This window comes from Acinetobacter sp. 226-1, from assembly GCF_030329325.1.
Taxonomy (GTDB): domain Bacteria; phylum Pseudomonadota; class Gammaproteobacteria; order Pseudomonadales; family Moraxellaceae; genus Acinetobacter; species Acinetobacter sichuanensis.
The window spans coordinates 82,124-108,881 of the sequence record NZ_JACANU010000006.1; the positions used below are offsets into that span (position 1 = coordinate 82,124).

Consider the following 26,758-nt stretch of genomic DNA (forward strand, 5'->3'; position numbering starts at 1 on the left):
CGGTGCTTTTTTCTTGCTTACAATTTAACTAAATCAATTGTAAATCATCTTGTAAATGACAAGCTTGAATGATCTTCATCATCTTTTCAGGAACAGCTTTAAATTGTAAGCCTTGCGTATTTGGTGTATGGCGTAACCACTGCACCAAAACAGACAAAGCCAAAGTACTGCCATGTTCCAACTGTGATAAATTCACCGTTAATGGAAATTTATTTTCAGCCTGAATGATTTTCAAACCATTTAAATAATAGTTTTCAGCATTCTCATAAGCAATCTTACCGCTGACATACAGTTCCTGATTTTTAAATTCAATCATTCAACACCTACCAACTTATTTTTTATTGACTGCTGCATCTGCATCTGGTTCAAATGTTGCAATTGCTTTGTCAATATTTCCACCATTACGTTTTACGTTAGCAGCAAATTGATTACGGAATTGTAAACCTAAGTCGATCCCTGATACATTGATATTACGAATTTTCCATTGTGAACCATGATCCGCCAACTGGAATGAGACAGGAATTTTTTCGCCTTTATTATTAAAGTCGAGTGTTACAACTGGGTTCTTACTGCCTGTGTCTTTATATGGACGCATGCTATATGTTTGGTTGGTATATTTAGCAAAAGCTGAACCATAATTCTCAATCAACGTATTACGGAAATTTTGTTCAAATTGAGCACGTTGAGCAGCATTACTATATTGATTTGTCGCATAAGTACCCATCACAATACGTGTAAATGCCTGACCGTCCACATATGGATCTAAATTTTGACGGACAATGGCTTTAACCGCTGCTGGATTATTTTGTAACTTCGCATGGTCTGCTTTTAAACGTGTAATTAAACCATCTGCAACACGTTTTACAAATGCTGCAGGTGCTTCGGCAGGGGCAGCATTTGCAGCAGTCGCAAGCATTGTTGTCAATACTGTTGTAGTGAAAGTTTGTTTTAATAACATATTCATCTTTAAATCTCTCCGCTTATGCTTATTCCACAAAAGATGTTTGAGCATCAGTCGTTTCTGTCGATGTAGATGCATCTTGAGAACCTGATACACTCTCTGATGATTTCCCTGCACCACCAGTAATAAATTTAGAAATAAGGTCTTCTAGATCCATTGTACCTTGAGTATTTGAAACACTTTCGCCACGTTTAACATAGTTCAAGCCACCACCCGGTACAACTTTAAGATATTTTTCGCCTAATAGACCATTTGTTGCAACCATTATGTAAGCATCTTCATCAATACTGGTGATGGATTTCATGTTACTCAATAGTTGCTGTTCCATTTCTTTTTGTTTCTTTGCATCAGCAGCTTGGTAGTCTGAACTATAGCGTAATTCTTCTAAAGCATTTTGCTGTACAGTCTTTAATTGTGCTGGGTTAAAACTAGTTAAAGAACCATCTAAATCAAATTTAACTGTCGCTAGTCGTGTAACTGGATCTAAAGAAATAGATTCAACTTGACCAATTTTCACACCACTCATGGTCACTTTTGCACGTGGTTTTAAACCATTTACATTATCAAAAGTTGCCGTCATGCTATAGCTATCTTTTAGGGTATTTCCCACCAAACCGCTGACTTTCATTGCTAAGAAAAATAAAGCTAAACCGAAGACAATGACAAAAACACCTACGGCCAGCTCACTAGTACGTGACTTCATTAAACCCCTCCGAACATGACCGCAGTCAACACAAAATCAAAACCTAATACACACAATGATGAATATACGACTGTACGTGTCGTTGAAGTTGCAATACCTTCAGAAGTTGGCTCACAGGTATAGCCTTGGTATACCGCAATCCATGTACAGATTAAGGCAAAAACTAAACTCTTAATAATGGTGCCATTGAGTACATCTTTATAAAATTGTGTACTACTAAAAATCCCACTCCAATAAGAACCTTCATCTGCACCAAGAAAGTCAACACCCACCATTTTACCGCCCATAATCCCAATCGCAGCAAAAATCACAGACAACATCGGTAAACTGATAATTCCAGCCCATAACCGTGGTGATACAACTCGTTTTAAAGGATCAACCCCGATCATTTCCATACTTGAAAGCTGCTCAGTGGCTTTCATTAAGCCAATTTCGGCAGTTAATGCAGAACCTGCTCGACCAGCAAAAAGTAATGCAGCAACAACAGGCGCTAGTTCACGCAATAACGTCAATGCAACGGCTGCACCTAACATTGCTTCACTACCAAAAGTAACGAGAATGTTATACATCTGCAAACCAAGCACTGCACCAATAAATAAACCTGAAACAGCAATGATCAAGAAAGATAGAACACCGACTCGATACATTTGATAAATAAAAAGCTTTACCCCTAAAAGGGTCGGCATAGAGCATAAAATACGAAGCAACATGACTGTCGCAACGCCAATGCCCTGAACACGTTCTAGAACGCGTCTACCTAATAAGGCAATTGCATTCATGAACCAACCTCATTGCTTAAATAAGCTTGATGACTAAATTGATAATCCACAGGTCCTTCAACTGAACCTGTTAAAAACTGTTGTACAAATGGAGAAGCATGTTGTTGTAATTCGGCAGGTGTGCCTTCACCTTGTACTTTTCCTTCTGCAACAACATAGATGTAATCTGCAATTGAAAGCGTTTCATCTACATCATGCGACACAATAATCGTGGTTAAATCTAATGCTTCACGTAAAGAACGAATGAGACGTGTCAACACACCCATCACGATTGGATCTTGTCCTGCAAAAGGTTCATCATACATGATCAAATCAGGGTCTAATGCAATCGCACGAGCCAGTGCCACACGACGGTTCATACCACCAGAAAGCTCGGATGGCATCAGCTTTTCAGCACCACGTAGACCGACAGACTCTAATTTTAACGCAACTAATTCTGCAATTAAATTTTCAGGGAGCTTCGTATGTGCTCGAATCGGGAAAGCGACATTTTCATAAACAGTCATGTCTGTAAATAATGCACCACTTTGGAATAACATTCCCATACGTGCACGAGCAGCAAATAATTCAGTACGAGACATGGAGGCAATATTTTTACCATCAAGCAACACTTGACCTGAATCAGGTGCCAACTGACCACCGATTAATCTCAGTAAAGTTGTCTTACCTGTACCTGATGGTCCCATAATTGCGGTAATTTGCCCACGACGAATTTTTAAACTTACATTGTCATAAATGACACGTTCCCCTCGGTTAAAACTTAAATTGCTTACTTCAATTAAAGCTTGTCCATCGAGAAATGATTGATTATTCATAGCTGAACGTTTTCCTGCATTCATCAGCTCGCATACTATACTCTGAAATTCAGTAATTTGTTGTAATTAAAGATGAAGCGTTTGTTCTAATTTTTACAGATCAATGCGCTCAAGGTGTGTTTATTGATTATTTATTGATTAAATTCAGATCAGTTTTATTTATTTTACGACTCATTAAATCTTTAATTTTACTTAAATTAAAATACTATAAATAAAATAAACAATATTTGAGATGAGAAGAATTGAAAATATATATAGCATCACTTCTCCATAACTTTCTTTAATCACATTCTACATCCTACAAGTTACTTCCTCATCATCTTAACATTAATGTGATTAATTTCACAATAAAAACAGCTTTGTGTGATTTATTTTTTACAATAAAAAACCAGCCCTAAGGCTGGTTTTTTATTTAATTTTATTTAATTAGTCATTAAATTTACGTTTTGGACGATCTGAACTGAACTCACGCTTAGGACGATCATCACCAAAAGAACGTTTAGGACGGTCTTCAGTGAATTCACGGCGTGGACGATCAGAATTGAACTCGCGACGTGGACGTTCTTCACCACCGAATGAACGCTTAGGACGGTCATCACCAAAAGAACGTTGTGGACGGTCGCCAAAATCACGTTTAGGACGGTCACCGAAGCTACCTTCACGACGTGGTTTATAGTCTACGCTGTTGCCACGGTTGTCATCATTCGAGTTAAAACGAGGTTTATCGTTAAAACCGCCTTCACGACGTGGGCGATCAGAGTTGAACTCGCGACGTGGACGATCTTCGAAACCACCCTCACGGCGTGGACGATCAGAGTTGAACTCGCGACGTGGACGGTCTTCAAAACCACCTTCACGGCGTGGACGATCAGAGTTGAACTCGCGACGTGGACGCTCTTCACCACCAAATGAACGCTTAGGACGATCTTCACCATAAGATGGACGATCACCACGAGGTTTGTCATCGAAGCTACGGCGTGGACGATCTTCACCACCTTCACGACGTTTGAAATTGCTTTCGCCTTCAAAACGACGACCACCACCGAAGCCACCACGACCGCCGTCACGACGACCACCACCGTTACGACCACGACCGCCACCATCACGGCTACCGCGTGCAGGAGGTGGAGATGGTTCTAAACCTTCAATTTCAGATACATTTAAACGTGCATCTAAATAATCTTCTAAAGCACGAATTTTACCGCGTTCACGATAAGTTGCTAAAGTAATTGCTTTACCTGTACGACCTGCACGACCTGTACGACCAATACGGTGTACATAATCTTCGTTCTTCATTGGAAGACCAAAGTTGATTACGTGTGAAATCGTTGGTACATCTAGACCACGTGCTGCAACATCAGTTGCAACTAAGATTTTTGCACGACCTTCACGGATAGAACGTAAACGACGGTTACGTACAGTTTGTGGCATCGCACCATGAAGTGCTACAACTGAAAGACCAGCTTCAGCTAACTCTTCAGCTAACATGTCTGTATCTTCTTGTGTTGAAGCAAATACAACAGCTTGATCTACGTCTTCTTCACTTAACCAATGTGTAAGCAATTTTTTCTTATGCTCAAAACCATCAGTCCAGTGTAAAGTTTGGGTAATGTCAGTATTTGTGGAATGACCTGTCTCAATCGCAATACGCTCTGGCTCATTCATCATGCGTTCAGCAAGATTAATGATACGTGGTGCAAATGTTGCAGAGAACATTAATGTTTGTTTACGATTTGCAGCTAAATCGCTAATTGCTTCTAGGTCTTCAGAGAAACCTAAATCAAGCATACGGTCAGCTTCATCAACAATCAAAGAATCAACTTTATCAAGCTTGATTTGACGACGGTTTACAAGGTCAAGTAAACGACCTGGCGTTGCAACTACAACTTGCGCGCCTTTTAACTGCTGGATTTGTTTACCAAATGGCATACCACCCATGATTGCAGCAACACGTACACCTTTCATATGACGTACAAATGCAATTGCATCTTGGCACACTTGTTGTGCAAGTTCACGTGTAGGTGAAATTACAAGAATATTTGGTTGAGTAACCGCTTTCATACGTTCTTTAAATGGTACAAAAGTTTCTTGTCCAGCTAAAGCATTTAACGTAGGGAGTAAGAATGCAGCAGTTTTACCAGAACCTGTTTGGCTTGATACTAAAAGGTCTTTACCTTCTAAAGCCGCTGGAATCGATTGTTCTTGAACTGGTGTAGGTGTCGTAAAGCCAAGAGATTCGAGTGCTTTATGTAATGACTCGTCTAAAGGAAAATCAGCAAAAGTTTTGCTCATAGAGATATTCACCCCGAATGTGGGTGCTCCATTAAAAATATGGTCTATTGGACATCGGCAAAAAGCGGTACAGCAATAATCGCTGAAAATATAGAATCAGCGGCGATCCGAGAACGACGATGCGTATAACGCACATTTGATTACAGCCGCAACCTGAAGGAATCGCTTAAGCGATTGGGTGGGGCGCGAAATATTGTCCTCTCTTTGGACCGGACGCGCATACACAATATAGAAGAGAAATGTTCAGGTAATGAACGAAATTTAGTGCGTGCGCGGAGTATAGCAGAATTTAAAATAATGTCACGAAGTTTTATTGTTTTTTCCTGTGAGTGATGTTTGGGATATGTATAAAAAAGTAGAAATGAAAAATACGGCTTCGTCTAATTATTTAAATATCACTTTTTAAAGCAATCAATACGCTAATGTTTTCAACAACTTCATCTACCAATTGATTTGTTAAAACCTTACAACAATTCAAATTATGATAAATCTCAAATCTTTTCCTAACTTTTATTTCTTCTTTTTCAGCACTCGTATTTAAATACGATCTCGACAATTGCCTTTTTACAATCACTTCAATACTTTCATCTAAATCCAAAGAAGGTATTAGCAAAAATGTAAATGGATCATTTTCAATTTCTTGTTTTAGTTGTAAATAATTAGGCTGAATATACAATTCGATATTTCGCTTTGCATAAGCGTCATAACCATTCTTATTTATAAATTGAGTAATATCACCAATATTTTCAATAAAATATTCATCCAAATCAAAGTGTGGCACATTCATTTTTATTGCCAAACTTTTTGCTGTAGTCGTTTTACCTGAGCCACCTAATCCAATAAAGTGTATGATCAATTTTTTAAAATCCCTATTTTTAGTTATCTTATAATTTCCAATATCACATAAAAAAGCCCTCATTCACATGAAGGCTTTTCAAAACTCAAACTACAAAAGCATAAATTACTTCGCAGCTTCACCCCAAGCAGGAACAACAGCTTGCATAAGCGGTTTTAACATTTTCATAGAACATGCGATCACTTGACCGTTTTCCATAGAATCAGATCCACCACGTGCATCTACTACTGTACCGCCCGCTTCTTTTACAATGAGTTCGCCTGCTGCGATATCCCAAGGTTTCAAACCAAGTTCAAAATAACCATCTAAACGACCCGCAGCCACATAAGCCAAGTCTAATGCAGCAGAACCAGCACGGCGATATTGCGCACCAGCTTCAGTCACATTTAACAATGAATCAAAATGGTTTTTTGCATAAGAAACCACTTCGCCATTACGGATTTTACGGAATGCATGACCAACACCCATGAATGTATTTTCAAGGTTGTCTTTCACATTTACACGAATACGGCGTTGGTTCAACATTGCACCGCGACCACGACTTGCAGAAAATAACTCATCTTTCACAGGGTCATAAATAACGCCGTGCTGAGTTACACCTTTATGTTGAACTGCAATAGAAACACAGAAATGAGGGAAACCATTAATGAAGTTTAGCGTACCATCAAGCGGATCAATCACCCAGCACCAATCTGCATCGTGACCTTTACCTTCTTGTAAACCAAATTCTTCACCAAGGAAGCTGTGATTTTTATAACTTTTACGAAGTGTATCAATTGTTAGTTGCTCAATGTAGCGATCTACACGAGTTACTGGACCATCAATACCTTTTTCTTCGACTTGTAGATCGAGTTTATGACGATTTTGATGCGCTTTTAAAAGCTCTTGACCAACTAATTGAGCCGCACGCGCAGCCATAACCACCATAGGTTCCATTGAACACCCACTACAAATTTGAAGATACTGATAAAGAATAATGCATAAAAGCCCCAACATTTTAACAAATATTGGGGCTTTTAGGGAAATTTTGTTGCTAAAATTTTAGATTTGCATGCATTACAAAAACTTAAGTATGTTGCAGTAATTTTAACCAAGCCTGTTCAATTGAATTTTGGATACCTTTAGCATCTAAACCACAATCTTGTAACATTTCTGCATGACTGGCTTGAGGCAAAAATTCATCAGGTAAACCAAGATTTAAAATTGGCTTGATCATTTGCGCTTGTGCCATAAACTCATTCACAGCACTACCAGCACCTGCCATCACCGCATGTTCTTCTACAGTGACAAATAAACTGGTTTTGTCTGCTAAATCACGAATGATTTGTTCATCTAGTGGTTTCACAAAACGCATGTTCACAACACGTATTACAATATCCAATTTAGACGCTAATTGATGTGCAGCATCCAATGCAGTTTGTACTCTGCTACCAAAAGCCAAAATACTAATGCATTCTTCATGTTCAGTATTTAACTCTAGCAATAATTCTGCTTTACCAATTTCAAGTGCAGTCAGTTGCTGCTGAATCTCAACACCAAGTCCATTACCTCGCGGATAACGCACAGCCGTTGGACCTTTATAAATATAAGCCGTATGCAACATTTGGCGGCATTCATTTTCGTCTTTTGGTGCCATGATCACCATATTGGGGACAGTACGCATAAAGGCATAGTCATATGCACCTGCATGCGTTGGACCATCTTCACCCACCAAACCTGCACGATCTATACCAAATGTCACATCTAAATTTTGCAATGCAACATCGTGGATCAGTTGATCATAACCACGTTGTAAAAAGGTTGAATAAATCGCCACGACTGGTTTTAAGCCTTCACACGCCATACCTGCTGCCAAGGTCACAGCATGTTGTTCTGCAATCGCCACGTCAAAATAGCGCTCAGGGAATTGTTTGGCAAACTGCACCATTCCCGAACCTTCACACATCGCTGGTGTAATAGCGAGCAATTTGTCATCTTGCGCAGCTTGATCACATAACCATTGACCAAATACATCTGAGTACTTTGGCGCAGTCGCTTTTGCAGGACTTGCATTTATTTTGCCAATTGCATGATATTTGATTTGATCTGCTTCCGCAGGCGCAAATCCTTTACCTTTCACTGTATAAATGTGAATTAAGCGTGGTCCTTTGCGTTTTTTCAGCGCATTGAACACTTGGACTAATTGATTCACATCATGACCGTCAAACGGTCCAAAATAATCAAAGCCAATCGCTTTAAATAAGTTATCTGCTGCATCAGTTGCAGATTGATGTAAGCGAGAATTGTAATCCCACTCTGGGCAGTCTTGAACAAAAGCCTGACCTTGCTCATCAATATTTATGAATTGTCCTTTTTCCCAAATTGCAGCAAGGTGTTTAGCAAAACCACCCGTACTACATGAAATAGACATATCATTGTCATTGAGTACAACCATCAAGTCAGCATGATGAGCAACCGCATCATTCATTGCTTCAAATGCCATACCTGCTGTCATAGCACCATCACCAACGATGGCGACGACATCACATGGGTCTTTTTGGTAGCGACGTGCTAGTGCCATACCCAAACCTGCTGAAATTGCAGTGGATGAATGCCCTACACCAAAAGTATCAAAGACAGATTCTTCACGTGCAGGAAAAGCAGCTAAACCATTTTTAGCACGTATGGTGGTCAATTGTTCTCGGCGACCCGTTAATGCCTTGTGGGGATAAGCTTGATGCCCTACATCCCAAACTAATCGGTCATTTGGAGTATTAAAACAATAGTGGAGTGCTATTGTTAATTCGACAACGCCAAGGTTTGCACCAAAATGCCCGCCACTTTGACCAGCAGCATACAAAATAAATTGACGTAATTCGTCCGCGACCTGTGCCAATTGGCTCTGCTCAAGCTGACGTAATTGTTGTGGACGATCAATAGCATCCAACAATGGCGTAACAGGACGTTGACTAGGTATTTCAGTATACAACATATGTGGCAAAGCCTTCTAAAGCCTGGCAAATCTAAGCTAGGGACACGGGTTAGCATGATTGTGAGATCGAATCATATCATATTCAATCAGCCACATTTATAATGATGCGTCATTAGAGTCAATCCAACTTCGCAATTGTGTTCGTTATGACAATTATCCTGAATAATCTATCTCTAGATCAACTATTATTGTCTGCTTTATACAAAAAAGAAAAGTTTATCGCAAAGTTATCTATAAAAACATGTTTGACAATTCTACTAATGTCCAAGCATTACGCTATACTTTAGCTAATTTCTAAACAAAAATGGAAGATTCTGTGCCAATAGCGTTTGTTGCAACTTCAAAATTACCAACAGCTTATGGTGATTTTAAAATTTCTGTATTTCAGGATCCTCAGACGGGTGAAGAGCATGTTGCTCTTTCTAAAGGTTTGGAAAATGCGCCTACTGAGCCCGTTTTAGTTCGTATCCACTCTGAATGTTTAACAGGGGATGCTTTCGGTTCTTTGAAGTGTGATTGTGGTCCACAATTACATAACACCATGAAAATGATGAATGATGCAGGTCAAGGCGTGATTTTATATTTACGTCAGGAAGGTCGTGGTATTGGTTTAACCAATAAAATCCGTGCTTATGCGTTGCAAGATCAGGGACATGACACTGTAGATGCTAACTTATTATTAAATTTACCTGCCGATGCACGCACTTATGACATGTGTAGCATTATGCTTGATCAATTACAGGTTAAACAAGTCAAGCTCATCACCAACAACCCATTGAAATTAAAAGCTTTGACTGATTTAGGTATTGATGTAATTGATCGTGTACCTTTGACAGTCGGTTTAAATGAGTTCAATGCAGATTATTTAAAAACCAAACATGATCGTATGTCACATATGTACGAAAAAGATGATTTTTAATTTATTTTCTATAAATAAAAACCAAGACGATAAGGGATGATTGAATTTTTTCAAAAATCCCTTATTTTTTTTATGGTTTTGTGTTTTGATATAAACAGTACATCAATTTTCTCATTTTAATTTTTCCAATGAGGTTCATCATGCAGAATCCGACTTCAGCAGATATTCAACGTGTTCGCGAATTTCTCCTCGACTTACAAGCACGTATCTGCGCAGGCTTAGAGCAAAGAGAACTCGAAAGTGGCGGTACAGCAACATTTGAAATTGATGATTGGGAACGTCCTGAAGGTGGTGGTGGTCGTTCACGTGTTTTACAAAATGGTACAGTGATTGAAAAAGGTGGTGTGATGTTCTCACACATTAACATCTCTAAACTTCCTGCATCTGCAACAGAGCGTCATCCACAAATTGCAGGTGCTAAAGCACAAGCAATGGGTGTCTCATTGGTCATTCATCCTAAAAATCCAAATGTACCTACATCGCATGCCAATGTTCGCCTATTTGTAGCAGAAAAAGAAGGACAAGAACCCATTTGGTGGTTTGGTGGTGGTTTTGACCTCACACCATTTTATCCAAATGATGAAGATGTGCTGGCTTGGCATCAGAAAGCCTTTGATCTGTGCGCGCCTTTTGGTGAAACTGTATATGCTGAACATAAAAAATGGTGTGATGATTATTTTTATTTAAAACATCGTGATGAACAACGTGGTATTGGAGGTTTATTTTTTGATGATCTAAATCAATGGGGTTTTGAGAAATGCTTTGAATATATACAAGCTGTTGGCAATGGTTATTTAAAAGCAATCTTACCTATTTTTCAAAAACATCAGAATCAACCTTTTACCAAAGCACAACGTGACTTTCAGCTTTACCGCCGTGGGCGCTATGTAGAATATAATTTAGTTTATGACCGTGGCACATTGTTTGGTTTACAAACTGGTGGGCGTATTGAATCTATTTTAGTGAGTATGCCTCCGCTTGCTGCATGGTCGTATCGCCCTGAATGGGATAAAAATTCGCCTGAAAAACGCCTGACAGATTATTATTTAAAACCCAAAGATTGGTTGGCTGAACTAAAAGCAGATTAATTTTTTATTGTTATAAAAAACCTGAGTCTATGTACTTGGGTTTTTTATTTTCATTTCAACCATCTTAAAAAGTCAGTATCTCATCGTTTTGAATTCATAGTTTGTGACACTTTCCACACAGCTTTCTGGTTCTTTTAAAAGATAAATCACGTACACTACACATAACGCTACTTTTCGAATTGAATGGAATACAAAAGGTCAAATTTATCGACTTATTTTGTAGTTCCGATACTCAGGATATTGATATGTACGCAAAAAATATCAGCCTAAATGGAATCGTTTTTTTCAGTCTTTTCATTGCCTTACTCAGTGCCATTAGTACAGTGATTTTTTCAGAAAAGCCTTTTAATGATCATTTTGGCTTTAGTTTAATGTTCATTGCCATCATTGGCTTATGTTTAAACATGACCTATATTTTTATTAATACTCTTGTTGATATTTGTAATCCTTAATTTCCCTCTCATTCCTCACATAAGCAAGACTTTAGACTTTAGAGCATCGTCTTTTTGACGTATATTAAGGCTCAATTTCAGTCTAAGGATTTTGCAACATGCGCAAACAGTTTGCCGTTATTGGTAATCCCATTGAACATTCTCGCTCACCTGAGCTACATCATGCTTTTGCAGAAAAAACAGGCATTGAGTTGGAATATGCAAAACGCTTTGCGCCTTTAGATGGTTTTGAAAATAGTGTTCGTTGCTTTTTTGCCGAAAATGGCGCGGGGATGAATGTTACTGTTCCATTTAAAGAGCAAGCTTTTGCCTTATGTGAACATCTTTCTGAACGCGCTAAAATTGCTAAAGCCGTCAATACATTATGGATGGAAAATGGTCAATTACATGGTGACAATACCGATGGTCAAGGCTTAGTTGAAGCCATTCAAGCCTTAGATTGGTCTTTAGATAATTGTACTATTTTAATTTTAGGTGCAGGCGGAGCAACACGTGGTGTCATTTATCCCTTAGTACAAGCAGGTGTCAAAAAAATTGTTATTGCAAATCGTACATTGGCTCGTGCTGAACAATTGATTGCAGATTTAAAAGATGCTGTACCTGAAGCTGAACTATCAGCGTGTCAACTTAATGATTTAAAAGGGCAATTTGATATTATTATCAATGCAACATCAGCAAGTTTGTCAGGCGATGCCTTAGTTTTACCTGAAAACTTAAAGTTTAATTATGCTTATGAAATGGCGTATGGCAAACCTTCAAGTTTTTTAGATCAAGCCAAAGCGCGTGGTGTTGAACATACAGAAGGTTTTGGAATGCTTGTTGGGCAGGCATTAGAAGCATTTCGAATCTGGAATGGTGTAAAACCTAATATTAAAGATTATCTTTAATTTTTATCGACCAAATTCCATAAAAATAAAAAAGAACTTGATCACAAGTTCTTTTTTACGCTCAAACCCATTTAACCCGTTACTTTAAATTTGCCTGACTAAATTTCTCATAAGTATTTTTAAATAACGCATAATCAATAAACTCAACTGAGTTTTCAGTCAAATTTGCCACGATCGCTTGATTAAATTTTTGAGACCTAAAGGCAGTATACGCTTTTGCTAAAATATGAGCTGTCTTTTTAAACTCCTGACGCTGCGTATCATCAATTGTATTTTCTGCCTCAAATTTTTGCATATATTCATAGGCAAATGCAGCTTCAACCGTTTTATGTTTTTTTAACAAATTTTCAGTTTCAAGACTTCCCTGCCTTGTCATCCATACACCTTCTACTAAATCATCAACATCATTGCCCAAATCATGATCAAATTGATCATCTTCTTCCAAATGATGTTTTTTCTTCAGGAGTTGAATATATTTTAAAGCTTGACCTTTAGGGTTATAAATATCTTCATCCGTATATGCATAAGCGTACACAGCAGCAATTTCTTGTAAATCTTGGGTTGTATATTGTTTTACAATTTCAGGATAATCATGGGTTAATTTCGCTATAAAAACAATCTGATAGGTTTTTTCATAGGACTTCGTTTGCTGATATGCCGTCTTTGCCAACTGAGCTAATTGTTGGGAAAAATCAATGCCTTGTTTTGCTGAATCTGGTGTTTGCTCTGATAAACTACCAAAAATTCGATTAATAAAACCATCTTTAAAAATCTCAGCAAATGGTTTCGCTTGTTTTAAAGTTTGACGGTCTATCTGCGTTGCCTTGCCATAGTTTTGGATCTGCATATCAAATTTGACATTAAACTGACGTTGCAAATCAGCCATGTGATATTTTAAATCATAGTCCATTTTGACCATACGCCCATACTGGTCAATATAAAGATCTATAACAAATAGATTTCTCTTATTTTTGATCGGTAAAGCTGCTTCGATCTCATCTTGATGAGCCAACCATAATTGTTTAAATTGTTGAGCATCCACCAAGTGATCTTTATGACCGAATGTTTTAAATTTTTCAGTTAATGCTTGTATATGTGCAGAGTTCTGTAACTCTGTTAAAGAGGACGTCGCAGCAGTATCTAGTACATTCATATCATAATAAGACTGGCAATAAACAACATCTCCCATACGAATACTGGCTTTCCGTTGCGCTAAGCTTTCACATTGTGCTGAAGTCAGCAATACTTTCTCTGCTGAGCTTGCTTCGTGTACTGAGTCATCCTCGTCATCTACATGGTCTGCAAGTTGAATTGTAGCATCTGTTGCATCTGCTACTGCGCTTGCTGTTTCTGCTATCGCAAGCGCTTCAGCCTCACCATTATGATTTAAAAAGTTTTTATTGACTGCTTTATAAAGTTTATACATCGCAGCAGTGGCTTCATCATATTCATTATGATCATCATCTTCATTTAAAGCTGTGTTTTCTAACTCGTCTGAAACCACTTGAGCAGCTAAGTTTTTTATCGCAGATTGTTCTGATGCTGCATCCATTTTAAATACAGATTGCATCAAATACTCACGATTTATTGCGCTGTATAAATTTGCTTTTAAAAATAATTCCTCAACATTCCCTTGCAAACGAATTTTCTCAACAACACCCTGCTGTCGCTCTGTGCCATTTACATTAAGCTGACGCAGGTCATTTTGATCTGCCACAAGATATGTACTTACACTCGATTGTTTTAAATACTCAAGTAAAGCCTTTTGGTCAACACTAGAGATTTGATCTTTGTATTTTGAAAAATCGAAATAAACATATTTATCTTGATCTTCAGGACTTGCTAAATAAGGCATCAATGAAAAAATATGGGTATAAAATTTATAATTATTAAAATCAATAATTGTGGGAATACGCATCTCAACTGATAAATTTGGTTTTTTATACTGTGTTATCAGATTAAAAGAAGCCATTTTTTGACGATAATTCACCGTCCCATCATAATGGATATTTAAATCATTCAGCATCGTTTCAACAAAAGCTGCGCCTTTGCCCATGATTTCACTTAAAGCAATGACGTTTGGTTGCGCCATTTGTTGATACAACGCTTGTTTCTCTGTTTCACTCAACTTAATCTTTTGTGTAACCAAATATTGATTTAGTTTTTTTTCAATTTCAGGGTCTAAACGTGGTTGTTGTTTTTCATTTTGATTCAAAATACCCTGCTTATTTTGGTTTAGATCTATTTTGATCTTTCCTGAATAATCAAAACTTGGCGTTTCATAAATCGCATTGAGCGCTTGAGTCGCACGCTGCGTTGTATCTAAATTAGAATGTAGAGAATTGGTTTTAATGACATGTGACGAACATGCTGTCAGGCTCAAACTAAAAAGACTTAAGCTTAAATATTTTAATCGCATAGAATTGTCTAACACCTTGAATAATTATAATTACCAAAAAAAACGATTAAAATAATCATTTTACAAACGGTTAAAATTGTAGCAAAAAATAATAAAAATTGCTTACAGTTCACCCGATAAATTAGCTTTTCTGACATTTGTTTCAGTTGCTGTTATCAATGTATTTTTATTTTGTTTATGAATAATGAAAGTATCGATTGAAAATCCAAAACTATTTCTAAATTAGGATTAAGCACATGCCAGCATATAAAGCTCCCCTACGTGACATTCGTTTCTTAATGAATGAAGTTTTAGACTATCCAGCGCATTACCAAACCTTATCCATTGGCGAAAATGCCGATGCAGACACTATTGATATGATTTTGGAAGGTGCAGCAGATTTTTGTGAAAATATTCTTTCTCCTCTGAACCAGTCTGGTGATGAAGAAGGCTGTCATTTTAAAGATGGCGAAGTGACGACACCGAAAGGCTTTAAAGAAGCATACGATCAGTTTGTTCAAGGTGGCTGGCAAGGTCTGTCTTACCCAGAAGAATTTGGCGGTCAAGGCTTACCAATGTCTTTGAACTTGATCAAATCTGAAATGATGGGAACTGCAAACTGGTCATTCACCATGTACCCAGGTTTGAGCATGGGTTGTATGAATACAATCTTGCAATTTGGTACAGATGAACAAAAAGCAACTTACATGCCTCATCTTACCGCGGGTACCTGGTCTGGCACGATGTGCTTAACTGAACCACAATGTGGTACAGACTTAGGTCAGGTTAAAACCAAAGCTGAACCTAAAGCAGACGGCACTTATGCAATCACAGGGACAAAAATCTTTATCTCTGCAGGTGAGCATGACTTAACTGAAAATATTGTTCACATCGTCCTTGCACGTCTTCCAGATGCACCTGCGGGTACCAAAGGTATTTCTCTGTTCATCGTACCTAAATTCATTCCAACTGCGGATGGTGGTGTAGGTGAACGCAACCCTGTAACCTGTGGTTCGATTGAACACAAAATGGGGATCCGTGGTTCAGCAACTGCGGTATTAAACTTTGATGAAGCAACAGGTTACCTGATTGGCGAAATCAACAAAGGTTTACATGCAATGTTTACCTTCATGAACACAGCACGTATCGGTACTGCGGTTCAAGGTCTTGCACATGCTGAGTTGTCTTTCCAAGGTGCTTTACCTTATGCCAAAGATCGTATGTCTATGCGTGCGCTTTCAGGTAAAAAAGATCCTGAACGTGTTGCAGATGCGATTATTCACCATGCTGATGTACGTCGTATGTTGTTGACTCAAAAAGCATTTGCTGAAGGTGGTCGTTCAATGATTTATCATGCAGCTCAGCTTGCAGATAAAATGACGGATGCCCTGCTTCAAGGCGACCAAGCGAAGTTTGAAGAATATGATGACAAACTTGGTTTCTATACCCCAATTTTGAAAGGCTTCCTGACGGAAATGGGTCTGGAGTCTGCAAACTTAGGTATGCAAGTGTTTGGTGGTCATGGCTATATCAAAGAACATGGTATGGAACAGATCGCACGTGATGCGCGTATCTCAACTTTATATGAAGGTACAACAGGTATTCAGGCTCTTGACTTGATTGGTCGTAAAGTACTGCTTTCTTCTAAAGGTAAAGTGGTTCGTGAATACACAGGTGAAATCCTGAAATTCTGTGGTCAACATGCACGTAATAAATACATGCGTCGTTTTGCATGGGATCTAACCAAGATCTGTGCACAGTGGAATGCATTGACTGTTCGTATCATGCTTGCTGCACGTAAAGACCGTGACATCGTATCTTCTGCTTCTGTAGACTTCCTGATGTTCTCTGGTTATTCAATGATGGCGTATTATTGGGCACAGCAAGCGGCTGTTGCTTCTGAAAAATTAGCGTCTGGTACAGGTTCGGAAACTCCTGAGTTCTATAAAGCAAAAATCAAAGTGGCTGATTTCTACTTTGAACAATTGTTACCACGTGCACAAGGTCATGCGGAGTCTATGGTCAATCCATCTAAGACGATGATGGCGCTTGAAGCAGATCATTTCAGCTTTGATTACTAAGTTTTCAGTCATTTGAAAATTTAAAAGACTGCTTCGGCGGTCTTTTTTATAAAATATTTTAATTATTTCCACTCTAAAAAGCGTATATTTTCTAATTTTTTATTTAATAAGTTTTTATAATGCCCATTAATTAAATAAGCATATCTAGCCCCTTGCAAAATAGGATAATCCTCTTCAATATCATCACTATATGTCGCATACCAATAAGGATTTACACCTTCTCGTTTTAAACGTTTTAATTTTTCAGTATGTCGACAATGTACTCCTCCAATCCAACCACCCATTATATTCTTTAGCGGTGTACCTATAACTTTCACATCCAAATGCATTGATTTAAATAAAGCTTTAGCTAATGGCTCAGGTGATGCTGTGACAATAATAATACTTCTCCCTTCATCTAAATGATTGTTTAGTACAGCAAGACCATCTTTAAACCAATATAAATTTGAAATTGAATTATTTTTTACGTTTACTGCAAAATGATTTAAATTTTCTTCTAATTGAGTTCTATTTAAACCACATGTAGCAATCCACAAAAATAAAGAAGCACCTAGTGATTTAGATTTCTTAAATTTCATCAGCGGAATTGCAACAGGTAAAATAATAATTGCAGAAATGAATCGTAAAATGTTGCTTTTCAATTGTTTTGATAACCAATATTTTGTTGAATCATTCGATAATAAAGTTCCATCTAAATCAAAAACTACAATTTCATTCACCTGTTAAAACTCCTACTTTTCTTTCTTCACAGGTTCTTTCACTGTTTTTAATAGTTTAAATTTATTATTTTCAAAGAGATAAAATCGAGTGGTGATACTCTCTACTTCCCAGTTTTCATTATTATGTTCTTCTTGAGTGACCAATAAGCGGCTGTTTGCCCGTGAGTCGATCACATCTTCCTGACTTCCTTCACCACCAAAACCGCCCTCCAGCAACTTTCCTGTCCGTTTATTGATAAAGGCGTAACTACGGCAACTCGCACCACAACCCCACATGGTGATCACATATTCACCTGCAAAATTAGGCTTTTCTTTTAATGCATCACGTAAACGGGTGCGAAACATTCGGGCACTTTCATCCCTCATATCCAATTGTGCCGTTTTACCCGTATAAGGTTTAACAGGATAATCCTTAAATTGAGGGACATTGGTTTTAGCATAAGCCACTGTCATTCCCAACACGAAAAATGACAGTACGATGAGGATTTTTCTGATTATTTTTTGCATTTTTAGAAACAACGCTGATTGATTATTTTCCTGATCATCATAGCAAAATGCTAAAAATAACAGGAAGAATTTTACAAAAACTCCTCCAAAACTGAATTTAAAAATAAATGTCCTTTATCGGTACAATTCAAAATATCAGCATCACTCACCATCAACTGACGTTGTTTTAGAGAATCTAAAATCGCTAAATCTTTTAAATCCAAACCTGTACGTTCTGCGTATAAATCTGCTTTTACGCCATCCATCAAACGCAGTGCATTCATCATAAATTCAAAAGGCATATCTTCATTTTCAATGCGTTTAAATTGCAAATTTTCCGCAGGCACTTTGGCTAAATAGTCTTTCGGCAAACGGGTTTTCTGAAAACGATACACGCCATCCGCTTGAGTCACTTTGCCATGCGCCCCCGCCCCAATCGCCAAATAATCGCCAAATTGCCAATAATTTAAGTTATGTGCTGAAGGTTTTTCTTTACGCCAAGCTGAAACTTCATAATTGATAAATCCATTGGCTTTTAAGTACGCTTCGCCTTGTTCCTGAATATCCTCAAGTACATCATCGACAGGTAAAGTCGGCTGTGTACGGAAAAATACGGTATTGGGTTCAATGGTCAATTGATACCACGAAATATGCGTTGCACCACTTTCCACCGCAAGTTTTAAATCATTTAACGCTTGTTCTAAAGTCTGTTCAGGCAAGCCATGCATTAGATCGACATTGACACGTTCAAAGCCTGCTTGTTTGGCATGTTGAATCGCCAAAATAGCATCATCATTGGAGTGAATACGTCCCAATTTTTTTAAATGCTCGGTATTAAAGCTTTGTACTCCAAGAGATAAACGGTTAATGCCTACATCCAGATAATCTGCAAATGGATCATGCTCCACCGTGCCGGGATTGGCTTCCAACGTAATTTCACAGCCTTGTTGAAATGGAATCAGAGCTTTTAATTGGGCAAATAACCATTGATAACCCTGCGCTGAAATCAGTGAGGGCGTACCACCACCAATAAATACACTATGAATTTCACGTCCCTGCGCAAAATCAATTTGTGTTTTAAAGTCCTCAACCAATGCCTGTAAATATTCCTGTTCCAAATCTAAAGATAATTTTCCATCAGGCACAGCGTGCGAGTTAAAGTCACAATAAGGACATTTACGCACGCACCACGGCATATGAATATAAAGAGAAAGTGGAATATTTTGAGGATTTAAATCAGCCAAGGAAGAAGCTCAGAGAAATTTGGAGAATGGCGAATTTTAGCATGAGTCAGGGAAATTCAAATCAGACAAATGAAAATGATTTTTCAGCTAAGATCGCTATAATTTCAGAAAATAATGAAAAGAGCACTACAACATGGAAATTGATCATATTTTTATACGTGCGCAATACAGCGCACCTGAAGCAGAAGCATTGAAAGCATTTGGCTTAACTGAAGCAAGTTCAAATATTCATACAGGACAAGGCACAGCCAATCGTCGATTTTTCTTTCAGAATGCTTTTTTAGAATTAATTTGGCTCAACGATGAAATAGAAGCAAAAAGTGAAATCACGCGTCCGACCCAATTATATGAACGCTTGAGCGATCTTGATGTCGCTGTTTCACCTTTTGGCGTATGTTTTAGACCTTCAAATACCACGCAACACAACGCTTTATTTCAAACTTGGCAATATCGACCTGCTTATTTACCATCTCAGTTATATGTTGAGATTGCAAAGAATAATACGCTAAAAGAACCAATGTGGTTTTTTCTTGGTTTTGCTTCAAGACCTGATCAAGCAAGTCCTGAACGTAGACAACCTTTTACCCATACAAGAGGGTTATCGACACTTACAGAAACACAGATCAGCATTCCTCAGCTTAAGCAAAATTTAACAGTGAAGGCTATACAAGACATTGAAAACCTCAGCTTGATTGATGCCGAAACACATTTACTCGAAATGACTTTTGATCATGGCAAACAAGGATTAAGTCATGATTTTAGACCACTGCTTCCACTGATTTTTTATTATTAGACTGAATCTATAATTCGCACATTGCTTAACTTTCCATTAGACTAAAATTCAGACAGGGAACACAGACAATAAAAATATGATGAAGCTCTCGAGCCAAATGCTTTTATTATTGCCTCTTGCGATGGGCATTGGCATTGCCATGACCTTTCAAACCGCACTGAATTCACAATTACGAGAATATTTACACTCCCCCATACAAGCTGCCCTTTTGTCATTTTTAGTTGGTACAATAGTGCTCGCTATTTTTGTGTTTTTTCAGTCTGCGCCCAAACCCACATTGCAAAATTTGGGGCAAATTCCATGGTATTTATGGCTGGGTGGATGTCTAGGCGTGTATGCCATCAGTATCAGCATTTATACCGCGCCCAAACTCGGCTTTTTAACCTTGTCTGGTCTGATTATTTTTGGGCAAATTTTGATGTCGATGGTGTTTGATCAATTTGGTTTACTCGGTGTCGAAAAAACGCAACTCAATTGGCAACGTCTTTTAGGTGGCGTGGTGATTTTTATTGGTGTGCTTCTCACTCTACAACGCTAACCGTTTTTTATTCTAAGCACATTTAAAACGAGTAATTTCTGTGTCTGAATCCATAAAAGCCACAACTACCCGCTTTGAATTAAAGCAATTGTTTCACTTGATGCTCCCGATTTTGGTCACTCAGTTTGCCTACGCAGGTTTCGGACTGATTGACACCATTATGGCAGGACATATGTCTGCCGAAGACCTCGCCGCGATTGCTGTCGGTGTGGGTTTGTGGATTCCGATCATGTTGTTGTTCAGTGGCATCATGATTGCAACCACACCTTTGGTGGCGGAAGCCAATGGTGCACGTACACCTGAAAAGATTCCGAGTATCGTCCGCCAATCCCTGTGGGTGGCTTTAGTGCTTGGTATTATTGCCATGCTGATTTTACAAGCCATGCCCTTACTGCTGCCACTGTTTGGTGTGCCTGACTCTTTATTGCCTAAAGCAAGTCTGTTTTTACATGCGATTGCTTTCGGTATGCCTGCTGTCACTATGTATGCGGCACTGCGTAATTATTCAGAAGCTTTAGGTTATCCACGCCCTGTTACGTTGCTCAGTCTAGTGGCTTTGGTGGTACTTATTCCGCTGAATTTCATCTTTATGTATGGGATTGGACCCATTCCACACTTAGGCAGTGCAGGCTGTGGTTTTGCTACTGCCATTTTACAATGGCTGATGTTTATTGTTTTAGCCATCTATGTGTTTAAAGCCAAACGCTATCAACCAACTCAACCACTCACGCATTTTGAAAAAATTAATCCTGTTTTGATCAAACGGATTTTAAAGCTGGGCTTCCCGATTGGACTTGCGATCTTTTTTGAAGTGAGTATTTTCAGTACAGGGGCTATTGTGCTGAGTACTTTGGGTGAAATTACCATTGCAGCGCATCAGATTGCGATTTCGGTAACATCACAATTGTTTATGATTCCAATGTCATTGGCACTTGCCTTAACGATTCGGATCGGAACCTATTATGGTGAAAAGAACTGGGTTGCCATGCGTAAGGTGCAAAAAGTTGGAATGTTGACTGCTACAGTATTTGCATTCATTACCATGTTACTCATGTGGTTGCTGCGCAATGAAATTGTGGCGGTCTACACCTCAGATTATGAAGTTGCTCAGATTGCAGTGTATTTAATTTTATTCGCAATTGCCTATCAGCTTATGGATGCATGGCAAGTCAGTGCCGCAGGATGTTTGCGTGGCATGCAAGACACCAAAGGTCCAATGTGGGTGACGATGCTTGCCTATTGGGTGATTGCTTTCCCTGTCGGAATTTATCTGGCACGTTATACCGAATTGGGTGCAGCAGGTGTATGGACGGGTTTGATTGTCGGTTTAAGTATTGCCTGTGTATTATTGCTGATGCGTTTGTTTATGAATAATAAAAGACTCAGTCAGCAGCCCCATTAAACCTGTAATATGATCCACTCTGTTTTGTCGGATGTGGTAGCAATTATAATTTTGCCATCGCATCCTTCAACCCTTGCGGAACTTCACTTTCATCCGCTACTTCTTTCACAATGACTTGCCCAACAATCACATTCTCACCATTAAAAGTCATGGTCGGTGAACCATATAGTTCATAACCTTCATTTAAAGCCTTGGTGACTCTGGCACAAAAATTCACATCATCCTGACCTGTTAAATAACGATAAACTTTCATAGTCACTCAGCACATTTTCAACTAAAATCATTGTAACGCTAAACAAGGCGTACACAATGAAAAATATAAGCCACGCTGCTTTTAGAAAAATAGCAAAGTAGAAACAATATCTTAACAATTTAAAGTAGGCAGTTTAAGAATAGTCGCCTATGATCAAAATGAGAAAAAACTTCATCAAAGTTTAAGGATTTGTCTGAATGTCTAAAAATTCAAGTACACCAGGTCGTCGTTTTATGAAACTTGCAGGGATGACCGCAAGCATTGCGACCAAAACCGTGTCCAATTCTATTCGCAACTTTAATGCTGATGAAGAAAAAAAGAATGAAGCACGCAGCAAACTCTTTCAAGACATTGGCATTCAGATCGCAGACACGCTGGGTGAAATGAAAGGCGCTGTAATGAAAGTCGGACAAATCGCCTCTCAGTACAAAGATATTTTCCCACCTGAAGTGGCTAAAGCCATTGCAAAACTGCAACGCCAAGCCCCTGCCATGCCCTTTGCGGACATCAAAAAACAAATCGAAAAAGAATTAGGCAAACCTTTAGAGCAAGTCTTTCAACATTTTGATGAACAACCTTTTGCAGCAGCATCTATTGGGCAAGTGCATAAAGCCACACTTCCCAACGGCACAGAAGTTGTAGTTAAAGTGCAATATCCAGGAGTCGATGAAGCCTGTGAAAGTGACTTGAAACAAGTTCGTTTAGCCCTACGTTTAATGGGGGTTTTAAAAGTCGATAAAAAGCTACAAGATCGTTTATTTAAAGAAATTCAGGACAGTTTGCACGAAGAACTGAATTACGAAATCGAAGCGCAAAATTTACAGGTTTTCAAAACCTTTCATCAGGCGCTTGACAGTAAAATCATCATCCCTAATGTTTATCCTGAATATTCAAGCCGACGCATTTTAACCCTGAGTATGGAAAAAGGCGAAAGTATTGAAACAGCAAGCAGTTGGGACTTAGCTGTTCGTAATGAAATCGGTGAACGTTTAATTCGAGCTTTAGGACAACAAATTTTCTTTTTGAAACGTTTTCACTGCGATCCACATCCGGGGAATTTTGCTTTTCGTGAAGATGGCAGTGTAATTATTTATGACTTTGGGGGTGTAAAAACACTTTCTACAGATATTATCGGTCACTTTAAAGCGTTGGTTCGTGCTGGAAAAACAACAGATATTAAAACGATAGAACAACATTTAATTGCTTTAGATGCTTTAGCAGAACAAGGAAAATTCCCTGACGATTTATATAAAGAATGGTTAGAAGTTTTATTACGACCACTCACCACACATTATGATTTTGCTGAAAATTCAGCACATCATGATGGCATGAAACTGGTAAAAAAATCATTAAAATACTGGGATGTATTTAAACCATCACCAGATACGCTGATGGTGAATCGTACTATTTCAGGTCACTACTGGAACCTGATCCAACTTAAAGTTCATGATGATTTAAGCGATGTTTTTGAAGAATTGGTTCCTCAGTAAAATTAAGCTTTTATTCATGTTTGGTTAATTATTTTTTAAGCAACCTCTATTAAAGTAAAACCATATTTTGAAGTCTAAGCAAACTATCCTCCTGCTTAGGCTTCTTTTTTTTGTATGGAAATAGGTACAAAATGATTATTTTGCAGATAACAACATCTGAAAAATATAAAAACCAATTGCCAAACATATTACACCAATCACCACACTCGACACGGTATATGCCAATGCAATTGGAAATTGCCCTTGTCGAATGAGTTGAAATGTTTCCAATCCAAAACTCGAAAATGTGGTAAATCCACCTAAAATGCCAACCATCAACAACAAACGAGCTTCACTTTGCAACACTGGATATTTTTGAGTAAAAGCAAAAAAAACACCTGCAAGAAAGCATCCAAAAAGGTTCACAGACCATGTTGTCCATGGAAATAAGCTATGAGGTTTTGAAATAATGAATCCTGCGCCGTATCGTAAACTCGCACCGATTGCTCCACCGCACGCAACTAACAGCCAATTCATTTTCAAAACTCCTCATGTGTATAACTAGGTACTTACCCACAGATTAACATGCGATTATTCAAGAATCTAATCAGGTTGTTGATTTAAAACCATCTAAGTCAAACAAGAAAAACATTTCATTTTAAGATGTCATGCCCAGCTTATTATTTTTCTGCCTTTCTCATATCTACGGATGCATTGACCTCGACTCCATTGGGTAGAGATTCAACAGGATTCTCACCCAATACATGAAAGTCTAAATTGGGAATAAAAAAGCATAGCGGTGAACTTGAGGCGTCAATGCCAAATTCTGTTAATAATGGGCAATCGATCTGATCAATCATCAAAGGACGAATCTTTTGAAAATCACTGACAATTTTAATATTTCCCTGTGAAAGCTTTTCGGGTTGATCTACACACTCTACCCAAACATGTTCTTGTGGTACAAAAAATTCTAAAGCATCCTCCCATGTGCTAAAAATTTCTGCCCACTCCCCTTTTAATTGCCAATTTTGCGTATTTTTAAGTTTGACTTCTAAGCAATAACGATCATCCATGTGTATTTGAGCGTGGATATTTAGTTGATCATTTTCGCGTTTCACATCATGTTGAAAATGTGGATCATATTGTGCAGGCATTGCATCACTCAACATGCGACCTCCCATCACATGCAACATTTTATCCACCACAATCTGCTCAAAAATCACCGTTTTAGGCAAAAGATCATTTGCCAAATAGAACCGCCAATTACTTTGTCGTGGCGAAGGAAATATCTTTCGAGCAGGTCCTAAACAATGTAAACCAAAATGATGGTGATGATAAAACAAGATACTGAAGATCGTTTTTCCCTGATGTTCCCATAAACGGATCGGTTCTGGAAAACGTTGTCTAACCAAATTAATATCAACTAACCAAGACATATACACCGTATCAGTCGCTTGGCTTTCAAGCCTTAAAAATGGTGAATAACGCATCAGCCAACGACGCAAATTTAAAATCCATGTTGACTGAAGAAAACGTCGAAAAAGGCGAAAAAATATTTGTTTTTGTTGATATTTAAAAAGATGACGTTTCATAGAGTATAAATAATTATGGTTTTAACGCTGAGGTCATTTTTATATTAACAAAAAACTGACTTTTGAGCATTTTATTATCAAGTGAAATTAAGACGGAATATGATATTGTCACACGCAATTTTAAAGTTTTAGGACAGAAACATCATGACGCAACAACTTCTCACTCAACTTCAAAACGGTGAAGCCAAATTTTCAGATGTATTGGCATTTATTGAAGCACACTATAACCATACGCCTACCGCATTTCAAAACGGACAACAACATAATGCTGCAACTGAAAACCAAGGCAGTGCCAAAGTGTTTTCTTTCGCAAAACTGAATGATCTGGATCAGGCACAAACCTTGAGTTTATTTGCAGAACACTATGCTTCTGTTTTGGCAACACCTGAAGCAACAGATCATCAAAACATTCGTCAGTTTCTGCAAAATGGCTGGGATGGTATTCAATTTGAAGGTACAGCTTTAGTCGCAAAATAATGAAAAAAGACTCAGCAAATAAAGTAATTTTTAGTCATGGAAAGCTCCCTCCTTTTTAAAGGAGGGTTGGGGAGGATTTACTTAACTCACGTATTATCTCTGCTGAGTCCTTTGTATTCAATCAATGCACTATACTTAAGGTCTTTCATCATACTGTGGCAAACCATCACAAATCGTGTCCCATTCCGCCTTATATGCCGTAAAAATATGCATACTCGGCTTATGCTCAAGTGGCGTATCCAAAGTTCCAAGTCTCAAACGATAAGTATCAGGAGTTTCGGCTTTAATACTGATAATCGGTGAGCCACATTCAGCACAGAAACAGCGGTCTGTAGTTGGCGTGGAGGCAAATTTTTTCAGTAGAGCCTCACCTTTGACAATTTTAAAGTCTGCTTTTTGAATTGGGGCATTGGTGGCGAAGGCTGTCCCATTGGCTTTACGGCAACGCTTGCAATGACATTCGATCACCTCACCAATTTCACCATGAATTTCATAATGAATCCCGCCACACAAACAACTTCCTGTATATAATTTTTCAGCAGACATGCCTTTGATCTCTTATGAATGAATCAGTCAAAATTAG

The 26,758-nt window shown here is 38.2% G+C and carries 27 protein-coding genes; 10 read left to right on the forward strand and 17 right to left on the reverse strand.

Features of this window, described 5'->3' with window-relative positions:
* Window positions 1-28: 28 nt before the first annotated feature.
* The 9 genes from HX124_RS11310 to dxs form a co-directional block, all read right to left on the reverse strand.
* The gene (locus tag HX124_RS11310) at window positions 29-316 is read right to left on the reverse strand and encodes an STAS domain-containing protein (RefSeq protein WP_286377534.1); all 288 of its coding nucleotides are present in this window, start codon (window positions 314-316) and stop codon (window positions 29-31) included.
* A gap of 15 nt (window positions 317-331) precedes the next feature.
* Window positions 332-964 (reverse strand): MlaC/ttg2D family ABC transporter substrate-binding protein, encoded by a 633-nt coding sequence (locus tag HX124_RS11315; RefSeq protein WP_286383168.1) that lies wholly within the window; start codon window positions 962-964, stop codon window positions 332-334.
* 22 nt (window positions 965-986) lie between these two features.
* A complete protein-coding gene (gene mlaD, locus HX124_RS11320) occupies window positions 987-1,664 on the reverse strand; it encodes an outer membrane lipid asymmetry maintenance protein MlaD (protein ID WP_286383169.1) in 678 nt (225 codons plus the stop codon).
* On the reverse strand, window positions 1,664-2,443 hold the full coding sequence (mlaE, locus tag HX124_RS11325; RefSeq protein WP_107007552.1) for a lipid asymmetry maintenance ABC transporter permease subunit MlaE: 780 nt from the start codon (window positions 2,441-2,443) through the stop codon (window positions 1,664-1,666). Before mlaE ends, mlaD begins: the two co-directional genes overlap by 1 nt.
* Window positions 2,440-3,258, reverse strand: a complete 819-nt coding sequence (locus tag HX124_RS11330; protein WP_286377531.1) for an ABC transporter ATP-binding protein — start codon at window positions 3,256-3,258, stop codon at window positions 2,440-2,442. The genes mlaE and HX124_RS11330 overlap by 4 nt, the downstream gene beginning before the upstream one ends.
* A gap of 426 nt (window positions 3,259-3,684) precedes the next feature.
* On the reverse strand, window positions 3,685-5,550 hold the full coding sequence (locus HX124_RS11335) for a DEAD/DEAH box helicase (RefSeq protein ID WP_286383170.1): 1,866 nt from the start codon (window positions 5,548-5,550) through the stop codon (window positions 3,685-3,687).
* A 388-nt stretch (window positions 5,551-5,938) separates the two neighbouring features.
* On the reverse strand, window positions 5,939-6,469 hold the full coding sequence (locus HX124_RS11340) for a shikimate kinase (RefSeq protein ID WP_286383171.1): 531 nt from the start codon (window positions 6,467-6,469) through the stop codon (window positions 5,939-5,941).
* Between the two features lie 42 nt (window positions 6,470-6,511).
* Window positions 6,512-7,342 (reverse strand): inositol monophosphatase family protein, encoded by an 831-nt coding sequence (locus HX124_RS11345; protein WP_107007550.1) that lies wholly within the window; start codon window positions 7,340-7,342, stop codon window positions 6,512-6,514.
* A gap of 130 nt (window positions 7,343-7,472) precedes the next feature.
* On the reverse strand, window positions 7,473-9,377 hold the full coding sequence (gene dxs / locus HX124_RS11350; protein WP_286383172.1) for a 1-deoxy-D-xylulose-5-phosphate synthase: 1,905 nt from the start codon (window positions 9,375-9,377) through the stop codon (window positions 7,473-7,475).
* A gap of 316 nt (window positions 9,378-9,693) precedes the next feature.
* On the opposite strand from dxs, the gene ribA reads away from it, so the two are divergent.
* From ribA to aroE, 4 genes are all read left to right on the forward strand, one after another.
* Window positions 9,694-10,296, forward strand: coding sequence for a GTP cyclohydrolase II (gene ribA, locus HX124_RS11355; protein WP_286377526.1), 603 nt, complete (start codon window positions 9,694-9,696; stop codon window positions 10,294-10,296).
* A gap of 140 nt (window positions 10,297-10,436) precedes the next feature.
* A complete protein-coding gene (gene hemF / locus HX124_RS11360) occupies window positions 10,437-11,384 on the forward strand; it encodes an oxygen-dependent coproporphyrinogen oxidase (RefSeq protein ID WP_286383173.1) in 948 nt (315 codons plus the stop codon).
* A gap of 245 nt (window positions 11,385-11,629) precedes the next feature.
* Window positions 11,630-11,836 (forward strand): hypothetical protein, encoded by a 207-nt coding sequence (locus HX124_RS11365; RefSeq protein WP_107007547.1) that lies wholly within the window; start codon window positions 11,630-11,632, stop codon window positions 11,834-11,836.
* 98 nt (window positions 11,837-11,934) lie between these two features.
* The gene (aroE, locus tag HX124_RS11370) at window positions 11,935-12,723 is read left to right on the forward strand and encodes a shikimate dehydrogenase (RefSeq protein WP_286383174.1); all 789 of its coding nucleotides are present in this window, start codon (window positions 11,935-11,937) and stop codon (window positions 12,721-12,723) included.
* A gap of 79 nt (window positions 12,724-12,802) precedes the next feature.
* On the opposite strand, the gene HX124_RS11375 is transcribed toward aroE, so the two are convergent.
* Complete coding sequence (locus HX124_RS11375; protein WP_286383175.1) at window positions 12,803-15,142, reverse strand: hypothetical protein; 2,340 nt, start codon at window positions 15,140-15,142, stop codon at window positions 12,803-12,805.
* A 236-nt stretch (window positions 15,143-15,378) separates the two neighbouring features.
* On the opposite strand from HX124_RS11375, the gene HX124_RS11380 reads away from it, so the two are divergent.
* Window positions 15,379-17,202 (forward strand): acyl-CoA dehydrogenase C-terminal domain-containing protein, encoded by a 1,824-nt coding sequence (locus HX124_RS11380; protein ID WP_286383176.1) that lies wholly within the window; start codon window positions 15,379-15,381, stop codon window positions 17,200-17,202.
* A gap of 62 nt (window positions 17,203-17,264) precedes the next feature.
* Here HX124_RS11380 and HX124_RS11385 read toward each other — a convergent pair whose 3' ends face one another.
* The 3 genes from HX124_RS11385 to hemW form a co-directional block, all read right to left on the reverse strand.
* The gene (locus HX124_RS11385) at window positions 17,265-17,921 is read right to left on the reverse strand and encodes a haloacid dehalogenase-like hydrolase (RefSeq protein WP_286383177.1); all 657 of its coding nucleotides are present in this window, start codon (window positions 17,919-17,921) and stop codon (window positions 17,265-17,267) included.
* Between the two features lie 12 nt (window positions 17,922-17,933).
* Complete coding sequence (locus HX124_RS11390; RefSeq protein WP_286383210.1) at window positions 17,934-18,416, reverse strand: hypothetical protein; 483 nt, start codon at window positions 18,414-18,416, stop codon at window positions 17,934-17,936.
* Window positions 18,417-18,499: 83 nt separating this feature from the next.
* Entirely contained in the window at window positions 18,500-19,651 is a 1,152-nt protein-coding gene (hemW, locus tag HX124_RS11395) for a radical SAM family heme chaperone HemW (RefSeq protein ID WP_286383178.1), read from the reverse strand.
* A 133-nt stretch (window positions 19,652-19,784) separates the two neighbouring features.
* On the opposite strand from hemW, the gene HX124_RS11400 reads away from it, so the two are divergent.
* From HX124_RS11400 to HX124_RS11410, 3 genes are all read left to right on the forward strand, one after another.
* The gene (locus HX124_RS11400; RefSeq protein WP_286383179.1) at window positions 19,785-20,444 is read left to right on the forward strand and encodes a VOC family protein; all 660 of its coding nucleotides are present in this window, start codon (window positions 19,785-19,787) and stop codon (window positions 20,442-20,444) included.
* Window positions 20,445-20,520: 76 nt separating this feature from the next.
* A complete protein-coding gene (locus HX124_RS11405; protein ID WP_286377518.1) occupies window positions 20,521-20,982 on the forward strand; it encodes a DMT family transporter in 462 nt (153 codons plus the stop codon).
* 100 nt (window positions 20,983-21,082) lie between these two features.
* Entirely contained in the window at window positions 21,083-22,384 is a 1,302-nt protein-coding gene (locus tag HX124_RS11410; RefSeq protein ID WP_502872824.1) for an MATE family efflux transporter, read from the forward strand.
* 43 nt (window positions 22,385-22,427) lie between these two features.
* Here HX124_RS11410 and HX124_RS11415 read toward each other — a convergent pair whose 3' ends face one another.
* On the reverse strand, window positions 22,428-22,637 hold the full coding sequence (locus tag HX124_RS11415) for a DUF1737 domain-containing protein (RefSeq protein ID WP_286377516.1): 210 nt from the start codon (window positions 22,635-22,637) through the stop codon (window positions 22,428-22,430).
* 197 nt (window positions 22,638-22,834) lie between these two features.
* Here HX124_RS11415 and HX124_RS11420 point away from each other — a divergent pair, with 197 nt between their 5' ends.
* On the forward strand, window positions 22,835-24,127 hold the full coding sequence (locus HX124_RS11420) for an ABC1 kinase family protein (protein WP_286383181.1): 1,293 nt from the start codon (window positions 22,835-22,837) through the stop codon (window positions 24,125-24,127).
* A gap of 135 nt (window positions 24,128-24,262) precedes the next feature.
* Here the strand turns inward: HX124_RS11420 and crcB are convergent, their stop codons facing one another.
* A complete protein-coding gene (gene crcB, locus HX124_RS11425; RefSeq protein WP_286383182.1) occupies window positions 24,263-24,643 on the reverse strand; it encodes a fluoride efflux transporter CrcB in 381 nt (126 codons plus the stop codon).
* Window positions 24,644-24,786: 143 nt separating this feature from the next.
* Entirely contained in the window at window positions 24,787-25,611 is an 825-nt protein-coding gene (locus tag HX124_RS11430) for a DUF2071 domain-containing protein (protein ID WP_286383183.1), read from the reverse strand.
* 231 nt (window positions 25,612-25,842) lie between these two features.
* Between HX124_RS11430 and HX124_RS11435 the strand changes: the two genes are divergently transcribed.
* Complete coding sequence (locus HX124_RS11435; RefSeq protein WP_286383184.1) at window positions 25,843-26,175, forward strand: HopJ type III effector protein; 333 nt, start codon at window positions 25,843-25,845, stop codon at window positions 26,173-26,175.
* Between the two features lie 135 nt (window positions 26,176-26,310).
* On the opposite strand, the gene HX124_RS11440 is transcribed toward HX124_RS11435, so the two are convergent.
* Window positions 26,311-26,721 (reverse strand): GFA family protein, encoded by a 411-nt coding sequence (locus HX124_RS11440; RefSeq protein WP_286383185.1) that lies wholly within the window; start codon window positions 26,719-26,721, stop codon window positions 26,311-26,313.
* Window positions 26,722-26,758 lie beyond the last annotated feature (37 nt).

What these genes read in the sequence shown, in the direction of transcription:
- mlaE (WP_107007552.1), bottom strand. Translation starts at nt 2,443, where the DNA reads ATGAATGCAATTGCCTTATTAGGTAGACGCGTTCTAGAACGTGTTCAG.
- HX124_RS11375 (WP_286383175.1), bottom strand. Translation starts at nt 15,142, where the DNA reads ATGCGATTAAAATATTTAAGCTTAAGTCTTTTTAGTTTGAGCCTGACA.
- aroE (WP_286383174.1), top strand. Translation starts at nt 11,935, where the DNA reads ATGCGCAAACAGTTTGCCGTTATTGGTAATCCCATTGAACATTCTCGC.
- HX124_RS11440 (WP_286383185.1), bottom strand. Translation starts at nt 26,721, where the DNA reads ATGTCTGCTGAAAAATTATATACAGGAAGTTGTTTGTGTGGCGGGATT.
- HX124_RS11315 (WP_286383168.1), bottom strand. Translation starts at nt 964, where the DNA reads ATGAATATGTTATTAAAACAAACTTTCACTACAACAGTATTGACAACA.
- hemF (WP_286383173.1), top strand. Translation starts at nt 10,437, where the DNA reads ATGCAGAATCCGACTTCAGCAGATATTCAACGTGTTCGCGAATTTCTC.
- HX124_RS11330 (WP_286377531.1), bottom strand. Translation starts at nt 3,258, where the DNA reads ATGAATAATCAATCATTTCTCGATGGACAAGCTTTAATTGAAGTAAGC.
- HX124_RS11435 (WP_286383184.1), top strand. Translation starts at nt 25,843, where the DNA reads ATGACGCAACAACTTCTCACTCAACTTCAAAACGGTGAAGCCAAATTT.
- HX124_RS11335 (WP_286383170.1), bottom strand. Translation starts at nt 5,550, where the DNA reads ATGAGCAAAACTTTTGCTGATTTTCCTTTAGACGAGTCATTACATAAA.
- HX124_RS11410 (WP_502872824.1), top strand. Translation starts at nt 21,083, where the DNA reads ATGCTCCCGATTTTGGTCACTCAGTTTGCCTACGCAGGTTTCGGACTG.
- HX124_RS11405 (WP_286377518.1), top strand. Translation starts at nt 20,521, where the DNA reads ATGATGAAGCTCTCGAGCCAAATGCTTTTATTATTGCCTCTTGCGATG.
- dxs (WP_286383172.1), bottom strand. Translation starts at nt 9,377, where the DNA reads ATGTTGTATACTGAAATACCTAGTCAACGTCCTGTTACGCCATTGTTG.
- HX124_RS11400 (WP_286383179.1), top strand. Translation starts at nt 19,785, where the DNA reads ATGGAAATTGATCATATTTTTATACGTGCGCAATACAGCGCACCTGAA.
- HX124_RS11345 (WP_107007550.1), bottom strand. Translation starts at nt 7,342, where the DNA reads ATGGAACCTATGGTGGTTATGGCTGCGCGTGCGGCTCAATTAGTTGGT.
- HX124_RS11340 (WP_286383171.1), bottom strand. Translation starts at nt 6,469, where the DNA reads ATGAGGGCTTTTTTATGTGATATTGGAAATTATAAGATAACTAAAAAT.
- mlaD (WP_286383169.1), bottom strand. Translation starts at nt 1,664, where the DNA reads ATGAAGTCACGTACTAGTGAGCTGGCCGTAGGTGTTTTTGTCATTGTC.
- HX124_RS11415 (WP_286377516.1), bottom strand. Translation starts at nt 22,637, where the DNA reads ATGAAAGTTTATCGTTATTTAACAGGTCAGGATGATGTGAATTTTTGT.
- crcB (WP_286383182.1), bottom strand. Translation starts at nt 24,643, where the DNA reads ATGAATTGGCTGTTAGTTGCGTGCGGTGGAGCAATCGGTGCGAGTTTA.
- HX124_RS11310 (WP_286377534.1), bottom strand. Translation starts at nt 316, where the DNA reads ATGATTGAATTTAAAAATCAGGAACTGTATGTCAGCGGTAAGATTGCT.
- HX124_RS11365 (WP_107007547.1), top strand. Translation starts at nt 11,630, where the DNA reads ATGTACGCAAAAAATATCAGCCTAAATGGAATCGTTTTTTTCAGTCTT.
- HX124_RS11420 (WP_286383181.1), top strand. Translation starts at nt 22,835, where the DNA reads ATGTCTAAAAATTCAAGTACACCAGGTCGTCGTTTTATGAAACTTGCA.
- HX124_RS11380 (WP_286383176.1), top strand. Translation starts at nt 15,379, where the DNA reads ATGCCAGCATATAAAGCTCCCCTACGTGACATTCGTTTCTTAATGAAT.